Source organism: Solilutibacter silvestris, assembly GCF_050574925.1.
Taxonomy (GTDB): domain Bacteria; phylum Pseudomonadota; class Gammaproteobacteria; order Xanthomonadales; family Xanthomonadaceae; genus Solilutibacter; species Solilutibacter silvestris_A.
This window is the reverse complement of the sequence record NZ_JBCMOO010000006.1, coordinates 63,523-82,950: the sequence shown is the minus strand read 5'-3', so window position 1 is coordinate 82,950 and position 19,428 is coordinate 63,523. Positions and strand designations below refer to the sequence as shown.

Sequence of the window (19,428 nt, the reverse complement as noted above, 5' to 3'; positions counted from 1 at the left end):
GCTCAACCGCCACCCAGCGCATGCACGATCTCGACGCGGTCGCCATCGTGCAGTGCCGTGGTCATGTGGCGGCTGCGCGGCACGATCTCGCCATTGATCTCGACCGCGACGCGGCGTTCGGCCAAACCTTCCGCTTGCAGCAGGGTCGCGATGGTGGTGTCGGGGGCGCAGACGCGCGTTTCGCCATTGAGCTGGATGTCCATGGCGCCATTGTCGCCCGAACCGGGATGCCGCGCCGCAGCATGCGGACGTTAGAAAATCGTGAAAACATCGCCATACGCGGGCGAATCCAGCCCGGTCGAACGAGATCGCAACGATGCGTACCAAACTGCTTTGCACCGCCCTGGCATCCGCCTTGTCGATGGTCACCTTGCCGGCCGCCGCGCAGTACGTGGACACCCACGCCCAGACCTTCAGCAAGACCATTTTCTTCGGCGACAGCCTGACCGATGCCGGCTTCTTCCGGCCGTTGCTGCCTGCCAACGCGCAGCCGGTGATCGGCCAGTTCACCACCAATCCGGGCACCACCTGGGCGCAGAACGTGGCGAACTATTACGGCGTCAACCAATCGACGGGCTGGACCGCATCCGCGACCGGGCCCAAGGCCGATACCGGCGACAATTACGCCGTTGGCGGTGCGCGCGTGGTCACGCCATCGTCGGGCGCGCTGGGCCCGATTCCCTCGGTCGACCAGCAGGTGAACTTCTATCTCGCCAGCACTGGCGGCCGTGCCGATTCGCGCGCGCTGTACACCGTGTGGGGTGGCGCCAACGATCTGTTCGCGATTACCGCGGGTGCGCCGGTGCAAAGCACGATCGCGACGGCGGTGGGTGGTGAAGTCGGCATCGTCGCCAAACTGCAGGCGGCGGGTGCGCGCTACGTCCTCGTCCCGAACATTCCGGATCTTGGCCAGACGCCGTCGTTCCGTGCGCAAGGCGCTGCTGCGCAAGCCCAGGGCACGCAATTGGCGATGGCTTACAACTCCGCCCTGTACCAGGGGCTGGCCGGGCAGGGCCTGCGCTTCATTCCGCTCAACACCTTCGGGCTGATCGACGAAATCGTTACGAACCCGGCGACCTACGGTTTCACCAATGTCACCGGCACCGCTTGCCAGCCGCAGATCACCGCGAATTCGCTGACCTGCAATCCGACGTCCTACGTCACGCCGGATGCGCCTTATACCTACGCTTTCGCCGATGGCGTGCACCCGTCGACGGCCGCGCACAAGATCCTCGGCGACTATGCCGTCGCCACGCTGGAAGGCCCGCGCCAGATCGCCATCCTGCCGCTGTCGGCGATGAGCGTCGGCCGCAACCGCGCCGACCTGCTGTTCAGTCAGATCATGCCGCAGTCCATGCCGTCGCGGTTGTCGACGACCACACGTCAGAACGACGGCATGCGCTGGTGGTTCAACGGCAACCTCGACCAGCAGCGCTACAACCGTGGCCCGTCGGGTGACGGCTTTGACGGCATCGGCCCGTCGCTGGGTGGCGGCATCGGCTGGAACAGCGGCGCCTTCAACTATGGTGGCGCGTTGAACTACGGCCGCCAGCGCATCGATTACGCACAGAAGCGCGGCGATTTCCGCCAGACCGATCTCTCGATCGCCGGTTTCGCCGGCTGGCACAACGACAACGCCTGGGTGACCGGACAGCTCGGCTATTCGCGTATCGAGGACACCGTACATCGCGATATCCCGCTGGGAACGGCGATACGCACCCATAGTGGCAAGGCCAACGGCAGCGACGTCTACGCCGGCATCAATGGCGGCTGGATGTTCCACCACGGCAAGCTGGATCACGGCCCGGTCGGTGAAGTCCTGCTGCAGCGCGTCCGCATCGACGGCTACACGGAAAGCAATGCCAGCCAGTCGACCGCGCTGGCTTATCCCTCGCAGACCTTCAATTCGCGCCTGGCGTCGCTGGGCTACGAAGGCCGCTACCACATCGCCGAAGGCTGGACGCCGTATGCGCGCCTGAGCATCGACCGCGAATTCGGCAAGCTGCCGTCGGAAGCGTGGGCGAGCATGCCGAGCGTCGGTAACGTTGCGTTCGCGGTGCCGGGTCCGTCGTTCGATCGTGGCTACGGTTCGCTCGCTGCAGGCGTGCGTGGCCAGTTCGAAGGCCTCGACGTGATGGTCGGCGGGACCTCGACGGTGGCGCGCAAGGGCGGCAACTATCGTGCACTGTCGCTGACTGTCGGCAAGACGTTCTAACCATTGCTTGACACACGGGCACCGCGCTGCGGTTAGAATCCGCGGCGTCCGCGGGTGTAGTTCAATGGTAGAACTGCAGCTTCCCAAGCTGCTAGCGTGGGTTCGATTCCCATCACCCGCTCCAACCCCATTCACGGCGGCCTCGGCCGCCGTGAACGTCTCGAGGCCGTGTGCATGTCAGGAGAGGTCACCGTGGGTTGGCGGGAAACCGTGGCCCTGCCGGAACTGGGCATCGAGCGCATCCGCGCCAAGATCGATACCGGCGCGCGCAGTTCGTCCTTGCATGTCGATCGCCAGTGGCGGCTCGAGCGCGATGGCGAGGCGTGGGTCGGTTTCGAGATCCGTCCGCGCCCGGGCGCCGACGTGGTCACGGTGGAAGCGCGCCTGATCGACGAGCGCGAGGTCGTCGACTCCGGCGGTCATCGCGTGCGGCGCCCGTTCATCCGCGCACGCATGCGGCTCGCCGACATCGATCGCGAGATCGAACTCAATCTCGCCGATCGCGCCGGCATGCGCTTCCCGATGTTGCTCGGCCGCCAGGCCATGCGCGATGGTTTCGTCGTCGACCCCTCCCGTTCGCACCTGCACCGACGACGCAAAGGCGCCGAATGAAACTCGCGATCCTGTCGCGCAACACCAAGCTGTATTCCACCAAGCGCCTGGTCGAGGCGGCGCGCCAGCGCGGCCACAGCGTGCGCGTGCTCGATCCGCTGCGCTGCTACATGAAGATCGGCGTCGATGCCTTCGAGATGCATTACAAGGGTGTCCAGATCGCCGGCTACGATGCGGTGATCCCGCGCATCGGCGCGTCGGTCACGCGCTATGGCACCGCGGTGCTGCGCCAGTTCGAACTGATGGGCACGACGTCGCCCAACGGGTGCGACGCCATCCTGCGCGCGCGCGACAAATTGCGTTGCCACCAGATGCTGGCCGCCGAGGGCATCGATTTCCCCGCGACCGTGTTTGGCGACAATCCCGACGACACCGTCGACATGCTGTCGATGCTCGGGCCGCCGCCGCATGTCATCAAATTGAACGAAGGCTCGCAGGGCGCGGGCGTGATGCTCACCGAAAAACCGTCGGCGTCGCGTGCGGTGATCGAAGCCTTGCGCGGCCTCTACGCGCAATTCCTGGTGCAGGAATTCGTCGCCGAGGCCAAGGGCGCCGACCTGCGTTGCTTCGTGGTCGGCGGCGAGGTGGTCGCGGCGATGAAGCGACAGGCGCCGGATGGAGACTTCCGCTCCAACCTGCATCGCGGCGGCAGTGCGCTTCCGGCCAAGCCGCGCAAGGACGAGATCGACGTCGCCGTGCGCGCCGCCCGCGCGCTGGGCCTGGGCATCGCCGGCGTCGACCTGATCCGGTCCAAGCGCGGCCCGCTGGTGCTGGAGGTCAATTCATCGCCCGGCCTGGAAGGCATCGAGCAGGCGACAGGCGTCGATATCGCCGGGGCCATCATCGACCACGTTGCCGCCGGGGTTGAACCTCGCGCCCGCAAGCGTGTCAAAGCAGGGAAGGGCGCTGCGAAGCGCCGTTGAGCGGCCTTGTGCCAGAATGAAAACTCGAATGGAGAAGACCGCCCGTGCGCGTACTCTTGATTGAAGACAACCAGGACATTGCCGCCAACCTCGGCGATTACCTGGAAGACCGCGGCCATGCCGTCGATTTCGCCGCCGATGGCGTCACCGGCCTGCATCTGGCGGTGGTGAATGATTTCGACGCCATCATCCTCGACCTCAACCTGCCAGGGATGGACGGTCTCGAGGTCTGCCGCAAGCTGCGCAACGATGCACGCAAGCAGACGCCGGTGCTGATGCTGACTGCGCGCGACAGCCTCGACAACAAGCTGGAAGGCTTCGAGTCCGGCGCCGACGATTACCTGGTCAAGCCCTTCGCGCTGCAGGAGGTCGACGTGCGCCTCAACGCGCTGGCCCGTCGCGGCAAGGGGCCTCAGGCACGGGTGCTGTCGATCGCCGACCTCGAATACAATCTCGATACCCTGGAAGTGCGCCGCGGCGGCAAGCTGCTGCAGCTCAACCCGACCGCGCTGAAGATCCTGCAGGCGTTGATGGAAGCCGCGCCCGCGGTGGTGACGCGCCAGGACCTGGAAACGCGCGTGTGGGGCGAAGAGTTGCCCGATTCCGATTCCTTGCGCGTGCACATCCACGGATTGCGCGCGGTGATCGACAAGCCGTTCCCGACGCCGTTGATCCAGACCCGCCACGGCATCGGCTATCGCATCGCACCGCCGGATGCCGGATAAACCCACCCGATCCAGCCTGCCCGGGTTGCCGACGCGCCACAACCGGCGCCGGCTGCGCACGCGCATCGTGTTGTCGTTCTTCCTGCTTGGGTTGGGGCTGAGCACGCTGATCGCGGTCGCGACACTCTATTTCCGCAACCGCATCGATCATGACGTGATGGATGCCGCGCTCCAGAAGAACAACGACCTCTATGCCGATGGGTTCTACCAGCACCCGAACGGCATCGCTGGCGTGGCTTTTGAAAAGATCCAGGGCAAGGTGTTCTCGAAGGAGAAGTTCGACCACGCACCGCAAGCATGGCAGTCGCTGCCCAATGGAGTGTTCGACATCGTCGAACCTGCTGCCGTGACTGGCGAGAAGAGCTATTACAAACTGGCCGTTCGCAAGGACCCGAATTACTGGTTCTTCTTGGCATACGACACTCATGATGAGCATGAGGCGCAGCTGCGGCTGAACCGCTGGATCCTGGCCAGCATCGGGGTGTTCAGCATTTCTGCGCTGATCATCGGAATATGGTCTGCATCGCGCGTGATGAGTCCCGTCTCCGATCTCGTGCGGTTGATCCGTCGCCGTTCCGGCGAAGGCGCGAACGCCAAGGCGCTGGCGCCACGTTTCCCCAACGACGAAGTCGGCGAACTGGCACGCGCGCTCGACGACTATTCCGACCGCATCAATGACGCCGCACGCCGCGAACGCGAATTCAATGCCGACGTCAGCCACGAGTTGCGCACGCCGCTGGCGGTGATCCGCAGCACGGTGGAATTGATGCTGGAACAGCCAGACCTCAGCGACAAGATGCGCGAACGCATCCTGCGCATCCAGCGCGCGCAGGAAGGCGGTACCGCGATCACCGAAACGCTGCTGCTGCTGTCGCGCGGCGAGCGCATACGCGGTGAGACTTCGGTGGCGCGGGTGGCCGAGCAGCTGCTCGATGCGCACCGCTTGCAGATGCGCCGCGGCAAGCAGCTCGATCTGCGGATGGAAGGCAATACCGCGCTGATGGTGGATGCGCCGGAAGCGACGGTGAACGTGGCGCTTGGCAACCTGATCGCCAACGCGGTGCGCTATACCGATGCCGGCAGCGTCACCGTGCACATCGGTGCGGATTCGGTGGATGTGATCGATACCGGCCGCGGCCTCAGCGAAGAGGACGAGCAGCGCATGGTGGAGCGCGGCTATCGCGGCGATGCATCGAGCAATACCAAGGGCGCCGGTATCGGTCTCGCGATCGTGACCCGCATCTGCGCGCTCTATGGCTGGCAGATGCAGGTACGGCCGCGTCGAGACGGCACCATCGGCACCGTGGCGACGCTGAGTTTTTCCGAAGTCAGATGAGGTCGAGCCAGCCCTGACCCGCCAGGGCCAGCGCTAATAGCTGAGCCACCAACAGTCCCGGTAGCGCCGCAGGTGGAAGTTGACGTTGCTGGTGGTGCTCGCCTTGCCCTGCGCAAGCAGCAGGCGGACTCCGCTGTCGCTGACCTGGGTGTCGACCAATTGCCCGCGGGTCAGTCTGGCCAACCGGTCGGCGATGTCGTAGCCCGATTCCGTTGCCAGCCCCGGCCAGTGGTAAACGCCGATGAGCCGGTTGGGATCGCTGGTATCGAAGGCCAGGGTGATTTCATGGACGAGGTCATCCAGCGTTCGCGCACAGCCCGCGCGCACTGCCTGCCTGCCAAGGCTCATCGTCGCTCCAGAGGGCGCCGCATGCGGGATGGTGCGATCCGCCGCGCCGAAAGCCGCGCAGGGTTTGTCGCTGTAGATCACCTCGCCGCTGGCGCCCGTGCATTGGTGGACGGCCGATTGCGCGCGCGCGTGCATCGGCGATGCCGAGATCGCAAGCAGGGCCAGGCAGAGCAGAAGGAGGTGGGAGCGCACTCGTGCACTCTAGCGCGATCAAACCGGCCACTGCGCCATCGTCCGTCGGGACAGCGGCACGGCCTATAATTCTCGGGTACTCGCCAAGGATTTCCGCATGAACGCCCCCGCATCGCTGGCCTACCAGGTCGCACTTTCCGACCACGCGCGCAGCGACGAACAGCGGGCAGCGATCCTTGCCGGCGAATTGGGCTTCGGCAAGGTCTTCACCGACCACATGGTCGCCATCCAATGGGACAAGGCGAAGGGCTGGCACGACGCGCAGGTTCGCGCCTATGGTCCGCTGGTCCTGGATCCGGCCGCAGCCGTGCTGCATTACGGCCAGGAGATCTTCGAAGGGATCAAGGCATATCGCCACGCCGACGGATCGATTTGGACCTTCCGTCCCGATGCCAATGGCCTGCGCCTGCAGCACTCCGCTGCGCGCCTCGCCTTGCCGCAACTGCCGGTCGCCGAATTCGTCGAATCGTTGCGCCAGCTGATCGCCGTCGATCACGGCTGGGTGCCGTCGGCGCCGGAAAGCAGCCTGTATTTCCGACCCTTCATGATCGCCACCGAAGGCTTCCTCGGTGTGCGCGCGGCGAATGCGGCTGGCTATTACGTGATCGCCAGCCCGGCCGGCGCGTACTTCGCCAAAGGCGTGGCACCGGTGTCGATCTGGTTGTCCGAAGACTATGCGCGCGCGGGCAAGGGCGGCACCGGTGCGGCCAAGTGCGGCGGCAACTACGCGGCGTCGCTGCTGCCGCAGCAGGAAGCGCAGGCGCAGGGTTGCTCGCAGGTGCTGTTCCTCGATCCGGTCGAGGGCAAATACCTGGAGGAGCTCGGCGGCATGAACGTGTTCCTGGTGTTCAAGGATGGCCGCTTTGTCACCCCGGAGCTGTCGGGCAGCATCCTCGAAGGCATCACCCGTTCCAGCATCCTGCAACTGGCGCGGGACCGCGGGTTGAAGGTCGAGGAGCGCAAGGTGTCGATCGACGAAGTGAAGGCCGGCATGGCCTCGGGCGATATTGCCGAAATGTTCGCCTGCGGCACTGCCGCGGTCGTGACCCCGATCGGGGAATTGAAGGGCAAGGACTTTGCGGTGGGCGACATCACCGCAGCGGCCGGTGAGGTCACGATGTCGATCCGCAAGGAGCTGACCGACATCCAGTATGGCCGCTTGCCGGATCGCCACGGCTGGCTGGTCAGGCTGCGCTAGGGTTCAGCCCAACCGTTGCAGCACGCCCTGCGTTGGCCGGGCCATGTTCAGCGTGTAGAAGTGCAGGGCAGGCGCGCCGCCCTCGACCAGGCGGCGGCACAGGGTGGCGACGAGATCGGCGGCGAACTCGCGGATCGCCTCGGCGTCGTCGCCGTGCGCGCGCATGCGCTGGCCGATCCAGCGCGGGATCTCGGCGCCGCAGGCTTCCGAGAAGCGCCGCAATTGCGTGAAGTTGGAGATCGGCATGATGCCCGGGATGATCGGGATGTCGATGCCGCGGCGACGCACATCGTCCACGAAATGGAAGTAGGCGTCTGAGTTGTAGAAATACTGGGTAATCGCGCTGTGCGCGCCGGCCTTGACCTTGCGTTCGAAATTGTCGAGGTCGGCGTGGGCGTCGTTGGCCTGCGGATGCGTTTCCGGATAGGCGGCCACCGCGACGTGGAAATGATCGCCATGTTCGGTACGGATCAGTTCGACCAGTTCGTTGGCGTAACGCAGGTCGCCCTGGCCGATCATGCCCGAGGGCATGTCGCCGCGCAGCGCGACGATGCGGCTGCAGCCGAGCGCGCGATACAGCTTCAACAACGAACGGATTTCCTCGCGGCTGCCACCGACGCAGGTCAGGTGCGGGACGCCGTCGACGCCATGGTCGCCGCGCAGGTGCTGCACCGTTTCCGGGGTGTGGCTGAGCGTCGAGCCGCCGGCGCCGAACGTCACCGACATGAATTCGGGCGAGTAAGGCTTGAGTTTCTGGACGCTGCGATCGAGCTGGGCGCGTTGTTCGTCGGTCTTCGGCGGGTAGAACTCGAAGGAAAGCGGAACGGAGGGCATCGGCAGGTCCGGAGGTACTGTTCGTTCATTATATCTCTTTGTGCGGATGAAGAGATGAATTTATCGATCTGGCAGGATTGGGCCTGTTCATGCCAAGGAGCCGAACGGTGAAGACGCTGCGACTGCCCGGATTGGCCCTCCTGCTGCTGGCGCTGTCCGCCTGCGTGACGACGCCACCACAGGCCGCGCTGTCACCCGCCCGCGCACAGGCCATCGATGCAGCGGTGGAGGCGGGCATGCGTCGCGACGGCACGGTCGGCATGGCGATCGGCATCATCGAAGACGACCGCATCGTCTACCTCAAGGGCTATGGCGATGCCGATCGCGAGCAACGCGTTCCGGTGACGACACGGACGATGTTCCGCTGGGCTTCGGTATCCAAGCCGGTGACGGCGATCGCCGCGCTGCAACTTGTGGAACAGGGGCGGCTCGATCTCGACGCGGACGTGCGCCGCTACGTGCCCGAGTTCCCGGACAAGGGCGTCGCGATCACCACGCGCGAACTGCTCTCCCACCAGGGCGGCATCGTCCATTACGACAATGGCCCGGTCGTCGTGACCGAACACAAATACGTCGAAGCGCATCCGTATGCCGATGTCGTCACCGCGCTCGACACGTTCAAGGACTCGCCGCTGGTGAACAAGCCGCGGGAGAAGTACGCGTACACATCGCATGGCTTCATGCTGGTCGCGGCTGTCGTGCAGCGCGCCGGCAACGAGGCGTTCGCCCGGCAGGTGCAGGAACGCATCATCGATCCCCTGCATCTGACGACGTTGCAGCCGGATTACCAGTGGATCGCCATTCCCGATCGCGCGACCGGATACCTGAAGAAGGACGGTGCGGTCCTGCGCTCGACCGATACCGACGTCAGCTGGAAGCTCGGCGGCGGGGGCTACATTTCCGATATCGAGGATTTTGCCGGATTCGCCAAGGGTCTGATCGATGGTCATCTGGTGTCCGCGCAGACGCAGGCGATGATGTGGACGCCGCAGAAGCTCGCCGATGGCACGGCCACCAGCTACGGTCTCGGTTTCTTCATCGCCGACGACCATGGCCGCCTGCGTATCGCACACGACGGGTCGCAGGAGAAGACGCGCACCTCGTTGACGATCTGGCCGCGGGAGAGGCGCGGCATCGTCATCATGACCAACAGCGAATGGGTGGATCCGAAAAAATACGTGCAGGCGATCGAAGCATTGGATACCTCGCACGCGGCCAAGTAGCCGCTCCATCACCCGAAGCAGAACGGGCGCCTCGCGGCGCCCGTTGCTGTATCGCGATGATCGATAGGCCGATCAGTAGCGGTAGTGATCCGGCTTGTACGGGCCTTCCACCGCCACGCCGAGATAGTCGGCCTGGTCCTTGCTGAGCTTGGTCAGCACCACGCCGATCTTTTCCAGATGCAGGCGCGCGACTTCCTCGTCGAGCTGCTTGGGCAGGCGATAGACCGTCTTTTCGTACACGTCCTTGTTCGCCCACAGGTCGATCTGCGCCAGCGTCTGGTTGGCGAACGAGTTCGACATCACGAAGCTCGGATGGCCGGTGGCGCAACCGAGGTTCACCAGGCGGCCTTCGGCCAGCAGGAACATCGCGTTGCCGTTCGGCATGATGTATTTGTCGACCTGCGGCTTGATGTTGACGTGCTTGACGCCCGGCAGCGCGCGCATCGCATCGACCTGGATCTCGTTGTCGAAGTGGCCGATGTTGCAGACGATGGCCTGGTCCTTCATCTTCGTCATGTGATCGACGGTGATGATGTCCTTGTTGCCGGTGGTGGTGACGTAGATGTCGGCCTGGCCCAGCGAGGATTCGACGGTGTTGACCTCGAAGCCTTCCATCGCCGCCTGCAGCGCGCAGATCGGATCGATCTCGGTAACGATCACGCGGGCGCCGTAGGCACGCAGCGAGTGCGCCGAACCCTTGCCGACGTCGCCGTAGCCGCAGACCACCGCGACCTTGCCGGCCAGCATCACGTCCATCGCGCGCTTGAGGCCGTCGGCCAGCGATTCGCGGCAGCCATAGAGGTTGTCGAACTTCGACTTGGTGACCGAGTCGTTGACGTTGATCGCCGGGATCAGCAGCTTGCCCTGCTCGGCGATCTGGTAGAGGCGATGCACGCCGGTGGTGGTTTCTTCGGAGACACCCTTCCAGTCGGCGACGACCTTGGTCCACCAGCCCGGACGTTCGGTGGCGACGCGCTTGAGGAGGTCCTTGATCACCTGCTCCTCATGGTTCGACGACGGCGTGTTGACCCAGCCATCGCCGTTCTCGAGTTCGAAACCCTTGTGGATCAGCAGCGTCACGTCGCCGCCGTCATCGACCACCAGCTGCGGGCCGAGGAAACCGCCCTTGCCATCAGGGAAGCTGAGGGCAGCCAGCGTGCAATCCCAGTATTCCTCCAGCGATTCGCCCTTCCACGCGAACACCGGGGTGCCGGCGGCGGCGATCGCGGCGGCGGCCTGGTCCTGGGTCGAGAAGATGTTGCAGGAGGCCCAGCGCACGTCGGCGCCGATGTCCTTCAGCGTCTCGATCAGCACGGCGGTCTGGATGGTCATGTGCAGCGAACCGGTCACGCGCACGCCCTTCAGCGGCTTGGCGGTGGCGTGCTTGCGGCGGATCGACATCAGGCCCGGCATCTCGTGCTCGGCGATGTCGATTTCCTTGCGGCCCCAGTCGGCCAGCGCGATGTCGGCGATCTTGTAGTCGCCATCCTGGGAGAAAGTCTTCACTTGGGCATTCATGGTTCGGCTCCGTAAAAGGTGAGCATAGTGCTCGTCTGTTACGGGCGCCGTTTTGGATGCCGAGCCTGGCGGCACGGGCTTCGTCTGAAGCCGGCCATCGCAGCGCCCCTCGGCGGGCGGTATTTTATCTCGATATCGCGATAAAAGGATGAATTCGGCGCACTTCGGGATTCCCAGACGAATCCACGCAGCCTGAACGCATCCGTGGCAAGCTCACTGTCCCAGTCCATTGGAGGCTCCATGGATTACGGTACCGATCAGATCCGCAATATCGCGCTGGCGGGTCATCCGGGCGCGGGCAAGACCCAGCTGTTCGAGGCGCTGCTGCACGCCGGTGGGGCGATCAATACTCCCGGCACCGTCGAGCGCGGCAGCACGGTCTCCGATTTCGACGCGCTTGAGAAGGAACGCGGCCACTCCATCGATGCGGCGATCGCCAGCACCGATCACAAGGGCATCCACGTCAATCTGGTCGATACCCCCGGCTATCCCGATTTCCGCGGCGCCGCGCTGGCGGCGATCGCGGCGGTGGATACCGTCGCGGTGGTGGTGGATGCCGACACCGGCGTCGGCCACGGCACGCGAAGGATGATGCAGGTCGCGGCGGATCGCGGTCTGTGCCGCGCCATCGTGGTCAACAAGATCGATGCGGCGGGCGCGGACATCGCGCAACTGATGGAAGAGTTGCGATCGAACTTCGGCAGCGCGGTGTTGCCGCTCAACCTGCCGGCGCAGGGCGGAACCGCGGTGATCGACTGCTTCGGCAACAGCAGTGGCGACAGCGATCTCGGACCGGTGGCCGACTGGCACCAGCGCATCATCGACCAGGTGGTCGAGGTCAACGAAACGGTGATGGACCATTTCCTCGAACTTGGCGAGGGCGGTTTGTCGGGGCAGGAATTGCACGATGCCTTCGAGCAATGCCTGCGCGAGGGACATCTGGTTCCGGTGTGTTTCGTCTCGGCGCGGCAGGGCACCGGCGTGGCGGAATTGCTCGATGTCGCCGAGCGCCTGTTCCCGAATCCCAGTGAGGCCAATCCGCCGCCATTCGTCAAAGGCAGTGGGGACGATGCCGTGACGATCGAAGCGCGGCCCGATCCTGCCGCGCACGTGATCGCCGACGTGTTCCGCATCATCCACGATCCCTTCATGGGCAAGCTCGCGGTGTTCCGCGTCTACCAGGGCACGGTGAAGAAGGAGGGCACGCTGTTCGTCGACGACGGCCGCAAGCCGTTCAAGGTCGCGCACCTGTTCAAGCTCAAGGGCAAGGACCATGTCGAGATCGCGCGCGCGGTCCCCGGCGACATCGCCGCGGTGGCGAAGGTGGAGGAACTGCATTTCGATGCCGTGCTCCACGACTCCCACGACGAGGACCAGATCCACCTGAAGCCGAGCGCGTTCCCGAGTCCGATGTTCGCATTGGCGATCGAGGCGGCGAGCAAGGGCCAGGAGCAGAAACTCTCGTCGGCCTTGCACAAGCTCGCCGACGAGGATCCCTCGGTGCAGGTGCACCACGACGCTGAGCTCAACGAGACGGTGATGCGCGGTCTCTCCGATCTGCATCTGCGCGTGTTGCTCGAACGCCTGAAGTCGCGCCACGGCGTTGCAGTGAACACGCATGTGCCGAAGGTGGCTTATCGGGAAACCATCGGTGCCAAGGCGGAAGGCCATCATCGCCACAAGAAACAGACCGGCGGAGCGGGGCAGTTCGGCGAAGTGTTCCTGCGCGTCGAACCGTTGCCGCGCGGTGGCGGTTTCGAATTCGTCGATGAGGTGAAGGGCGGCACCATTCCCGGTCAATTCCTGCCGGCGGTGGAGAAGGGTGTGCGCCAGGTATTGAAGATGGGCGCGCTGGCCGGCTATCCGCTGCAGGACGTGCGCGTGATCGTCTACGACGGCAAGTATCACTCCGTGGACAGCAAGGAAGTCGCATTCGTCGCCGCGGGCAAGAAGGCTTTCCTCGATGCGGTGGCCAAGGCGCAACCGCAGGTGCTGGAACCCATGGTCGATCTCGAGGTGACGGTGCCGGATGCGAACGTCGGCGATGTCAGCGGTGCGCTATCTTCGAAGCGCGCGCAGATCCTGGCGACCGATTCCGGACGCGGCGGCGAGATCGTGGTGCGGGCGAAAGCGCCGCTCGCGGAACTCGATGGCTTCGCTGCCGAACTCAAGTCGATGACGGCCGGGCGCGGGCGCTACGCGATCGATTTCAGCCACTACGATCCGGCGCCTGCACGGGTGCAGCAGACGCTGGTCGCGGCGTGGAAGCCCAAGGTCGAGGAAGACTGATCTTCATCCCAAAACGAAACGGCCCGCTTGCGCGGGCCGTTCGATGTTGCATCAAGTGCGGCGCGATTACTTGCGCTTCTTGCCCTTGGCGGCCTTTGCCAGTTCCTCGGCGCGGTCGGTCGCTTCCCAGCTGAACGCCACGGCCTTTTCCTTCTTGCCGTCGAGGCCGGTGTAGGTGATCTGCTCCGGCTTGCGGCCGAAGTGGCCGTAGGCGGCGGTGCGCTGGTAGATCGGGTGCACCAGGTCGAGCATCTTGATGATGCCGTACGGGCGCAGGTCGAAGTGGGCGCGGATCAGCTTCTCGATCTCGGCGTCCGCGATCTTGCCGGTGCCGAAGGTGGTGACCGAGATCGAGGTCGGCTCGGCGACGCCGATCGCGTAGCTCACCTGCACTTCGCACTTGTCGGCTAGGCCGGCGGCGACGATGTTCTTCGCCACGTAGCGCGCGGCGTAGGCGGCCGAACGGTCGACCTTGGACGGATCCTTGCCCGAGAACGCGCCGCCACCGTGGCGGGCCATGCCGCCGTAGCTGTCGACGATGATCTTGCGACCGGTCAGGCCGCAGTCACCCACCGGACCGCCGATCACGAAGATGCCGGTCGGGTTGATGTGCACCTTGTTCTTCGGCAGCGAGTCGTACCACTTCTTCGGCAGCACCGGCTTGATGATGTGCTCGCGCACGGCCTCGACCAGATCCTTCTGCTTCACTTCCGGATCGTGCTGGGTCGACAGCACCACGGCGTCGATGCCGGTGATGGTGTGGCCTTCGCTGTCGTAGCGCAGCGTGACCTGCGACTTCGCGTCCGGGCGCAGCCACTTCAGCTTGCCGTTCTTGCGCACCTTGGCCTGCTGTTCCACCAGGCGGTGGCTGTAGTACAGCGGCGCGGGCATGTATTCCGGCGCTTCGTTGCAGGCGTAGCCGAACATCAGGCCCTGGTCGCCGGCGCCCATTTCCTCCGGCTTCTTGGCCTTCTTGCTGGTGCCGTCGACGCCGGCGGCGATGTCGGGCGACTGCTTGCCGAGCATGTTGATGATGGCGCAGGTGTGGCCATCGAAGCCCACGCGCGAATTGTCGTAGCCGATGCCGTTGATGACGTTGCGCGCGAGCTGCTCGATGTCGACCCAGGCATTGGTGGTGACTTCGCCGGCCACGACGGCCGCGCCGGTCTTGACCAGGGTCTCGCAGGCCACGCGGGCGCGCTTGTCCTGGGCCAGGATGGCGTCCAGCACCGCGTCGGAGATCTGGTCTGCGACCTTGTCGGGATGGCCTTCGGACACCGATTCGGAGGTGAACAGATAATCAGACATCGACTTATATCCTTTTATTCGGATGAAGAGATAGGTTGCGCATAATACACGTTGGCGGGCCCCGCGCACACCCCGCCACCCGGCAATTTAGCGCCGGTTGTGCGATGTCCGCCACGGATGTCACACGGCTGCCACCGGGATGACATGTCGCTGTCGCGGCTGCCGCGGACCCTGCCCGCATCCACAGGGTACGCCTGCCGATGCTGCAACTTGAAGACCGCCTGCAATCCCGCTTCCCGCGCTGGTTCCATGGCCGGCGTGCGCGGATGGTGCGTCCGTTGCTGCGATCGCTGGCGCGCTGGTCGCGGCTGGACCGGATCGACGCCTTCCTGAACGAGAATGCCGGCCTCGACGGCCTGGCCTTCGTGCGCAGCGGCCTCGATTTCCTGCAGGTGCGCTATGCGGTGGACGAGGGCGATCTCGCGCGCATCCCGGCCAAGGGGCGGCTGGTGATCGTCGCCAATCATCCCTCGGGCGCGATCGATGCTTTCGCGCTGCTCGATGCCGTCGGTCGCGTACGTGGCGATGTCCGCATCGTCGCCAACGATTTCCTCACCGCGCTCGAACCGATCCGCGACCTGCTGTTGCCGGTGCGCATCCTGGGCGGACGCCCGGATGCTGCTTCGGTGCGCGCGATCGATGCCGCCCTGCAGCGCGAGGAGTGCGTGATCGTGTTCCCGGCAGGCGAAGTCTCGCGGATGTCGCCGCGCGGCATTCGCGACGGACGCTGGCGCCGCGGTTTCCTGCGTTTCGCGCGCGCGGCCAATGCGCCGGTGCTGCCGATGCACGTGAAGGCGCGCAATTCCGCCTTGTTCTATGGCACCTCGGCGATGTTCAAGCCGGCGGCGACGGCGTTGCTGGCGCGCGAAATGTTCTCCCGGCGCAATGGCCAGATCCGCCTGCGCGCAGGCGAGCCGATGACCATCGCTGCGGATGCCGATGCAGTCACGGTGATGCGCGATGTGCGGCGTGCGGTGTATGCCTTGGCGCGTCGTCCGCTCGGCGCTGGGGAATCGGCCGAGTTGGCCCAGGAGTCGCTGGCCATCGCGCAATCGCCGGTCGTCATTCGCGACGCGGTGCAGGCGCTGGAATTGCTCGGCAGCACCAGCGACGGCAAGGAGATCCGCATCGGGCGTCTGGAAGCAGGCACGCCCCTGCTCGACGAAATCGGCCGCCTGCGCGAACTGACCTTCCGCATGGTCGGCGAGGGCACCGGCAAGCGCCTTGACCTCGACCTCTACGACAGCTGGTACGAACACATCGTGTTGTGGGATGCGCAGGCCACGCGGATTGCCGGTGCCTATCGTATTGCCCGTGGCGCGCGCGTGCTCGCCGAACGCGGATTGCAGGGCCTCTATACCGCGTCGCTGTTCGACTATCGCGACGCCGCGATCCCGCATCTCGCCCAGGGCATGGAACTGGGGCGCAGCTTCGTGGTGCCGGATTACTGGAACAGCCGCAGCCTCGACTACCTGTGGCAGGGCATTGGCGCCTACCTGCAGCGACATAGCGACATCCGTTACCTGTTCGGGCCGGTATCGATCAGCGCCGCGTTGCCGGTGCAGGCCCGCGAACAACTTGTTGCGTATTACTCGCGCTTCTTTGGCGGCCAGGCCAGCCTCGCAACCTCGCGCCGCCCGTTCTGCTACTTCGCCGCGCCGCCGGAATTCGGCGACCTCGATGGCGATACCGCATTCCGCGTGCTGAAGAGCAACCTCGATGCGCTGGGCGCGCAGATCCCGGTGCTCTACAAGCAGTACACCGAACTGTGCGAACCCGGCGGCGCGCGCTTCCTCGCATTCGGCGTCGATCCCGATTTCAGCAACGCGGTCGATGGCCTGATCGAAGTCGACCTCCACTGCCTGCGCGCGAAGAAACGACAACGCTACCTGGGTGCGGCGGCGCCCGTGGCCGCATGACCGCGATCCGGCAGCGGGCGGTCTTCCTCTCCGACATCCACCTCGGCTCCCGCCACTGTCACGCGGAAGAACTCGCGAACTTCCTGGCCAACCTGAGTTGCGAGCGCCTGTACCTCGTCGGCGACATCGTCGATCTGTGGTGGATGGCGCAGCGCCGCGCGGTCTGGGGGCAGATGCAGCATCGCGTGGTGGAAGCCCTGCATGCGTTGCGGCGTGCCGGAACCGAAATCGTCTACATCCCCGGCAACCACGATCGTCCGATCCGCAGGTTCTGTGGTCTCGCCTTGCCGGCGATGCGGGTGCGTCGTCGCGTGGTCCACGTCACCGCCGATGGCCGTCGCCTGCTGGTGGTGCATGGCGACGACTACGATGCGGTGACGCACTTCGGTGGCATCCAGGAACGTTTCGGCGACTGGCTGTATTACCGCATCCTCACCGGCAACCAGTGGTTGAACCGCGCGCGCCGCCGCTTCGGCCTGCGTTACTGGTCGCTGTCGGAATTCCTGAAGCGCCAGAGCGGCGCGGCCGAACGCTTCATCGTGCGCTTCATGCACGCCGCGCTCGACGATGCACGACGCCGGGGATTGGATGGCGTGATCTGCGGACACATCCATCGGCCATCGCTGCTGCAGCAGGACGGTCTGGTCTACGCCAACGATGGCGATTGGGTCGAGAACCTGACCGCGCTGGCGGAAGACCGCGACGGCACGTTGAGGCTGCTCTCGCACACCGGGGAGATGCTGGAAGAATTGCCGCCGCGACTGCGGTTGGTGATGGAAGAGGCGTTGCCGAAGGCGGCGTGACGCGCGCCGCGATGGCGAAACGCAATGGCTCTGCTGTCAGCCGTGTCCGAGCGACATCGGGCGGGAGTGCTGCTGCTGTTGCTGGAAGGCCAGATTTTGTTGCTGCTGTTGGTTGGCCTGACTGATCTGTTCGATCGATTGTCCGGGGTCGGGCGTCGCGCCGTTCACCGCAGTCTTGCTGTGGGCGAAACCGGCAGTGTGGTCGGAGGTCACGAAGATCGCGTCGTTGTGGAGGGTGACGCCGGCGATGCTCGCGGCATTGTTGAGCCCGGCCGTGCGCAGGTCGGCGGTCGCTTTCAGGATGTACGGATCGGCGACCTGCTCCGGGACACCACCGCGGATGCGGTCGAAGATCGGGCGGTCGGAATCGTTCAACATCGCGCGCGGCGCCGCATCCGGTTTCATGCCGTTCTTGAGGTCCTCGATCGCGCCCTTGACCTTCTCGATGGGGTTGGGATCGGTGAGGAAATGGAGCTTGCTGCGCGCGGAATACACATCGTCCCGGTAATGCTGGATCGACACTGCGTTCTTCTGCGCGAGATCCTGGGCATCTTGGGTCAAGACCGTGGGCTGGGGTCGGCCCTTGTCGTCGATGTTGGCGAAGTTGCCGATGCCGTGGGCGCCGAAGGACGTGGCCGCGACGGCGAGGGCATTGGTGGTGCCGTGGAGGACATCCCACTTGGTATTGGCATAACCCGCGGTCTCGAGTCGCTTGATGTCGTCCGGCTTTGCGTAGACGGTGACGTCGCCGTAGTGGCGCGCCGCCGAACTCACCGAGTCGGTGGCCATCACGTGGTTGTGGAAATCGTGGCCGCCGGTGGGGACGTGCAGGCCGAGGTTCGCGGCGCCGTAGGGATTGAAGGCTTCGCCTTTCAAGCCATCCTTGGCGTATTTGTAGGCGCAAGCCTGGGCGAGCGTGCCGCCGAGCGAGTGGCCGATGGTGGTGATTTCGATCTTGTGGTGCGCTTTTTGCTCGCCTCGCCTGGCAAATTCGATCGCCTTATCAGTCAAGGCATAGGCGTCCTTGAGCTGGTCGTTGGTACGTGCCACCACCATCGCGGCATCGGTCAGGCCGTCGTGCCTCACGTCTTCCGTACCGCGATGGGCCACGATGATCTGGTCATTGTCAGCGCGCTGGTAGATCGTTCCGGCGTACCCGTTCTTGAGGCTGACGTGCTCCAGTACCTTGTACTTCACGCCGCCGACATCGACCGTTTCATCTGCTCGCGTCTTCTGCCGATCTCGGTACGCGTCCTGCGCAAGATTGGCATTGTCTTGAGTCGTCTGCGGTCCGTTCATGGGGTCGTCACCTTGTCGAGTGACACTTCGGCTTGGAACAATTCGTCATCTCTCAACTTGTCGAGTTTTTGACGATTTTCTTCACCGAACGCCGGGTAATCGTCGATTTCCTTCACGCGCGGATAGTCCATCTTCGCGAAATACATCGTGGTATGGACACCCCTCATATACTCGGAGGATTCATGTGTGATGGTGTCCATCATCGGGAAACTTACTGAAAACACGGTTTCTCTGGGAGCATTGCTGGCAGTGAACGCTGCTCCGACACTTTCCAGATACCAGTGGCAAATGCCATTGCCGAAGTAGTCCTTGTCTATCATTGCATCGGTGTAGAACATGCCCTCATAAGTGTTCTCGGCGATCTTGTTCATGACGAAGGAAGAATAGGCAATGGGCTGGTTGGCATGCGTCGGATGCTTGCTGACGACTGCGCAAGGCAGATTGCTAATTCCGTAGGTCGCAGATGCGCTGGCGAGAACCAGCGGCCCGGGCAAATCCTTGAAGACTACGCGCAACTTGTAGGCATCTTTCGGATGAGGGTTGTGTTCGAAATTTGGCTGCATGGTTTGTGCGCTACAGGCGGTGAGGGTGAAAGCCAGCATGGACAGAACAAGGAGGCGACGCGTACTCATTACCGGCTCCGGATCGGATAGTCCGAAAATATGACGGCGCACACGGTTTTGCAA

At 64.5% G+C, this 19,428-nt stretch carries 17 protein-coding genes, 1 tRNA gene and 1 riboswitch; of the genes, 11 read left to right on the top strand and 7 right to left on the bottom strand.

Annotated features, from left to right (window positions below; genetic code table 11):
• Positions 1–2 precede the first annotated feature (2 nt).
• Positions 3–203, bottom strand: coding sequence for a sulfur carrier protein ThiS (gene thiS / locus ABE093_RS11635; protein WP_430761068.1), 201 nt, complete (start codon positions 201–203; stop codon positions 3–5).
• Between the two features lie 113 nt (positions 204–316).
• On the opposite strand from thiS, the gene ABE093_RS11630 reads away from it, so the two are divergent.
• From ABE093_RS11630 to ABE093_RS11605, 6 genes are all read left to right on the top strand, one after another.
• Positions 317–2,215, top strand: a complete 1,899-nt coding sequence (locus ABE093_RS11630) for an autotransporter domain-containing protein (RefSeq protein WP_430761067.1) — start codon at positions 317–319, stop codon at positions 2,213–2,215.
• Between the two features lie 50 nt (positions 2,216–2,265).
• Positions 2,266–2,339: transfer RNA gene (locus ABE093_RS11625), tRNA-Gly, on the top strand.
• A 50-nt stretch (positions 2,340–2,389) separates the two neighbouring features.
• Positions 2,390–2,827, top strand: a complete 438-nt coding sequence (locus ABE093_RS11620) for an ATP-dependent zinc protease family protein (protein ID WP_430761066.1) — start codon at positions 2,390–2,392, stop codon at positions 2,825–2,827.
• On the top strand, positions 2,824–3,750 hold the full coding sequence (gene rimK / locus ABE093_RS11615) for a 30S ribosomal protein S6--L-glutamate ligase (protein ID WP_430761065.1): 927 nt from the start codon (positions 2,824–2,826) through the stop codon (positions 3,748–3,750). The genes ABE093_RS11620 and rimK overlap by 4 nt, the downstream gene beginning before the upstream one ends.
• A 44-nt stretch (positions 3,751–3,794) precedes the next feature.
• On the top strand, positions 3,795–4,475 hold the full coding sequence (locus ABE093_RS11610; protein ID WP_430761064.1) for a response regulator transcription factor: 681 nt from the start codon (positions 3,795–3,797) through the stop codon (positions 4,473–4,475).
• Positions 4,465–5,811, top strand: coding sequence for a sensor histidine kinase (locus tag ABE093_RS11605; protein WP_430761063.1), 1,347 nt, complete (start codon positions 4,465–4,467; stop codon positions 5,809–5,811). The genes ABE093_RS11610 and ABE093_RS11605 overlap by 11 nt, the downstream gene beginning before the upstream one ends.
• Positions 5,812–5,844: 33 nt before the next feature.
• Here ABE093_RS11605 and ABE093_RS11600 read toward each other — a convergent pair whose 3' ends face one another.
• On the bottom strand, positions 5,845–6,351 hold the full coding sequence (locus ABE093_RS11600) for a hypothetical protein (RefSeq protein WP_430761062.1): 507 nt from the start codon (positions 6,349–6,351) through the stop codon (positions 5,845–5,847).
• 97 nt (positions 6,352–6,448) lie between these two features.
• On the opposite strand from ABE093_RS11600, the gene ABE093_RS11595 reads away from it, so the two are divergent.
• Positions 6,449–7,549 carry a branched-chain amino acid aminotransferase gene (locus tag ABE093_RS11595; RefSeq protein WP_430761061.1) on the top strand — a complete coding sequence of 367 codons (1,101 nt, stop codon included), beginning with the start codon at positions 6,449–6,451 and terminating at the stop codon, positions 7,547–7,549.
• Positions 7,550–7,552: 3 nt separating this feature from the next.
• On the opposite strand, the gene metF is transcribed toward ABE093_RS11595, so the two are convergent.
• A complete protein-coding gene (gene metF, locus ABE093_RS11590) occupies positions 7,553–8,383 on the bottom strand; it encodes a methylenetetrahydrofolate reductase [NAD(P)H] (RefSeq protein ID WP_430761060.1) in 831 nt (276 codons plus the stop codon).
• Positions 8,384–8,490: 107 nt separating this feature from the next.
• On the opposite strand from metF, the gene ABE093_RS11585 reads away from it, so the two are divergent.
• A complete protein-coding gene (locus ABE093_RS11585) occupies positions 8,491–9,606 on the top strand; it encodes a serine hydrolase domain-containing protein (protein WP_430761059.1) in 1,116 nt (371 codons plus the stop codon).
• 72 nt (positions 9,607–9,678) lie between these two features.
• Here ABE093_RS11585 and ahcY read toward each other — a convergent pair whose 3' ends face one another.
• Positions 9,679–11,124 carry an adenosylhomocysteinase gene (gene ahcY, locus ABE093_RS11580; protein ID WP_430761058.1) on the bottom strand — a complete coding sequence of 482 codons (1,446 nt, stop codon included), beginning with the start codon at positions 11,122–11,124 and terminating at the stop codon, positions 9,679–9,681.
• Positions 11,125–11,159: 35 nt separating this feature from the next.
• Positions 11,160–11,241: riboswitch (S-adenosyl-L-homocysteine riboswitch) on the bottom strand.
• 123 nt (positions 11,242–11,364) lie between these two features.
• Between ahcY and fusA the strand changes: the two genes are divergently transcribed.
• The gene (gene fusA, locus ABE093_RS11575) at positions 11,365–13,413 is read left to right on the top strand and encodes an elongation factor G (RefSeq protein WP_430761057.1); all 2,049 of its coding nucleotides are present in this window, start codon (positions 11,365–11,367) and stop codon (positions 13,411–13,413) included.
• A 66-nt stretch (positions 13,414–13,479) separates the two neighbouring features.
• Here the strand turns inward: fusA and metK are convergent, their stop codons facing one another.
• Positions 13,480–14,721, bottom strand: a complete 1,242-nt coding sequence (gene metK, locus ABE093_RS11570) for a methionine adenosyltransferase (RefSeq protein ID WP_430761056.1) — start codon at positions 14,719–14,721, stop codon at positions 13,480–13,482.
• A gap of 200 nt (positions 14,722–14,921) precedes the next feature.
• Here metK and ABE093_RS11565 point away from each other — a divergent pair, with 200 nt between their 5' ends.
• On the top strand, positions 14,922–16,640 hold the full coding sequence (locus ABE093_RS11565; protein WP_430761055.1) for a lysophospholipid acyltransferase family protein: 1,719 nt from the start codon (positions 14,922–14,924) through the stop codon (positions 16,638–16,640).
• Complete coding sequence (locus ABE093_RS11560) at positions 16,637–17,443, top strand: UDP-2,3-diacylglucosamine diphosphatase (RefSeq protein ID WP_430761054.1); 807 nt, start codon at positions 16,637–16,639, stop codon at positions 17,441–17,443. The genes ABE093_RS11565 and ABE093_RS11560 overlap by 4 nt, the downstream gene beginning before the upstream one ends.
• Before the next feature lie 36 nt (positions 17,444–17,479).
• On the opposite strand, the gene ABE093_RS11555 is transcribed toward ABE093_RS11560, so the two are convergent.
• Both ABE093_RS11555 and ABE093_RS11550 read right to left on the bottom strand, forming a co-directional pair.
• Positions 17,480–18,742 carry a DUF6792 domain-containing protein gene (locus ABE093_RS11555; protein ID WP_430761053.1) on the bottom strand — a complete coding sequence of 421 codons (1,263 nt, stop codon included), beginning with the start codon at positions 18,740–18,742 and terminating at the stop codon, positions 17,480–17,482.
• Positions 18,739–19,374: a hypothetical protein gene (locus ABE093_RS11550; protein WP_430761052.1), complete on the bottom strand. Its 636-nt coding sequence runs from the start codon at positions 19,372–19,374 to the stop codon at positions 18,739–18,741. Before ABE093_RS11550 ends, ABE093_RS11555 begins: the two co-directional genes overlap by 4 nt.
• Positions 19,375–19,428 lie beyond the last annotated feature (54 nt).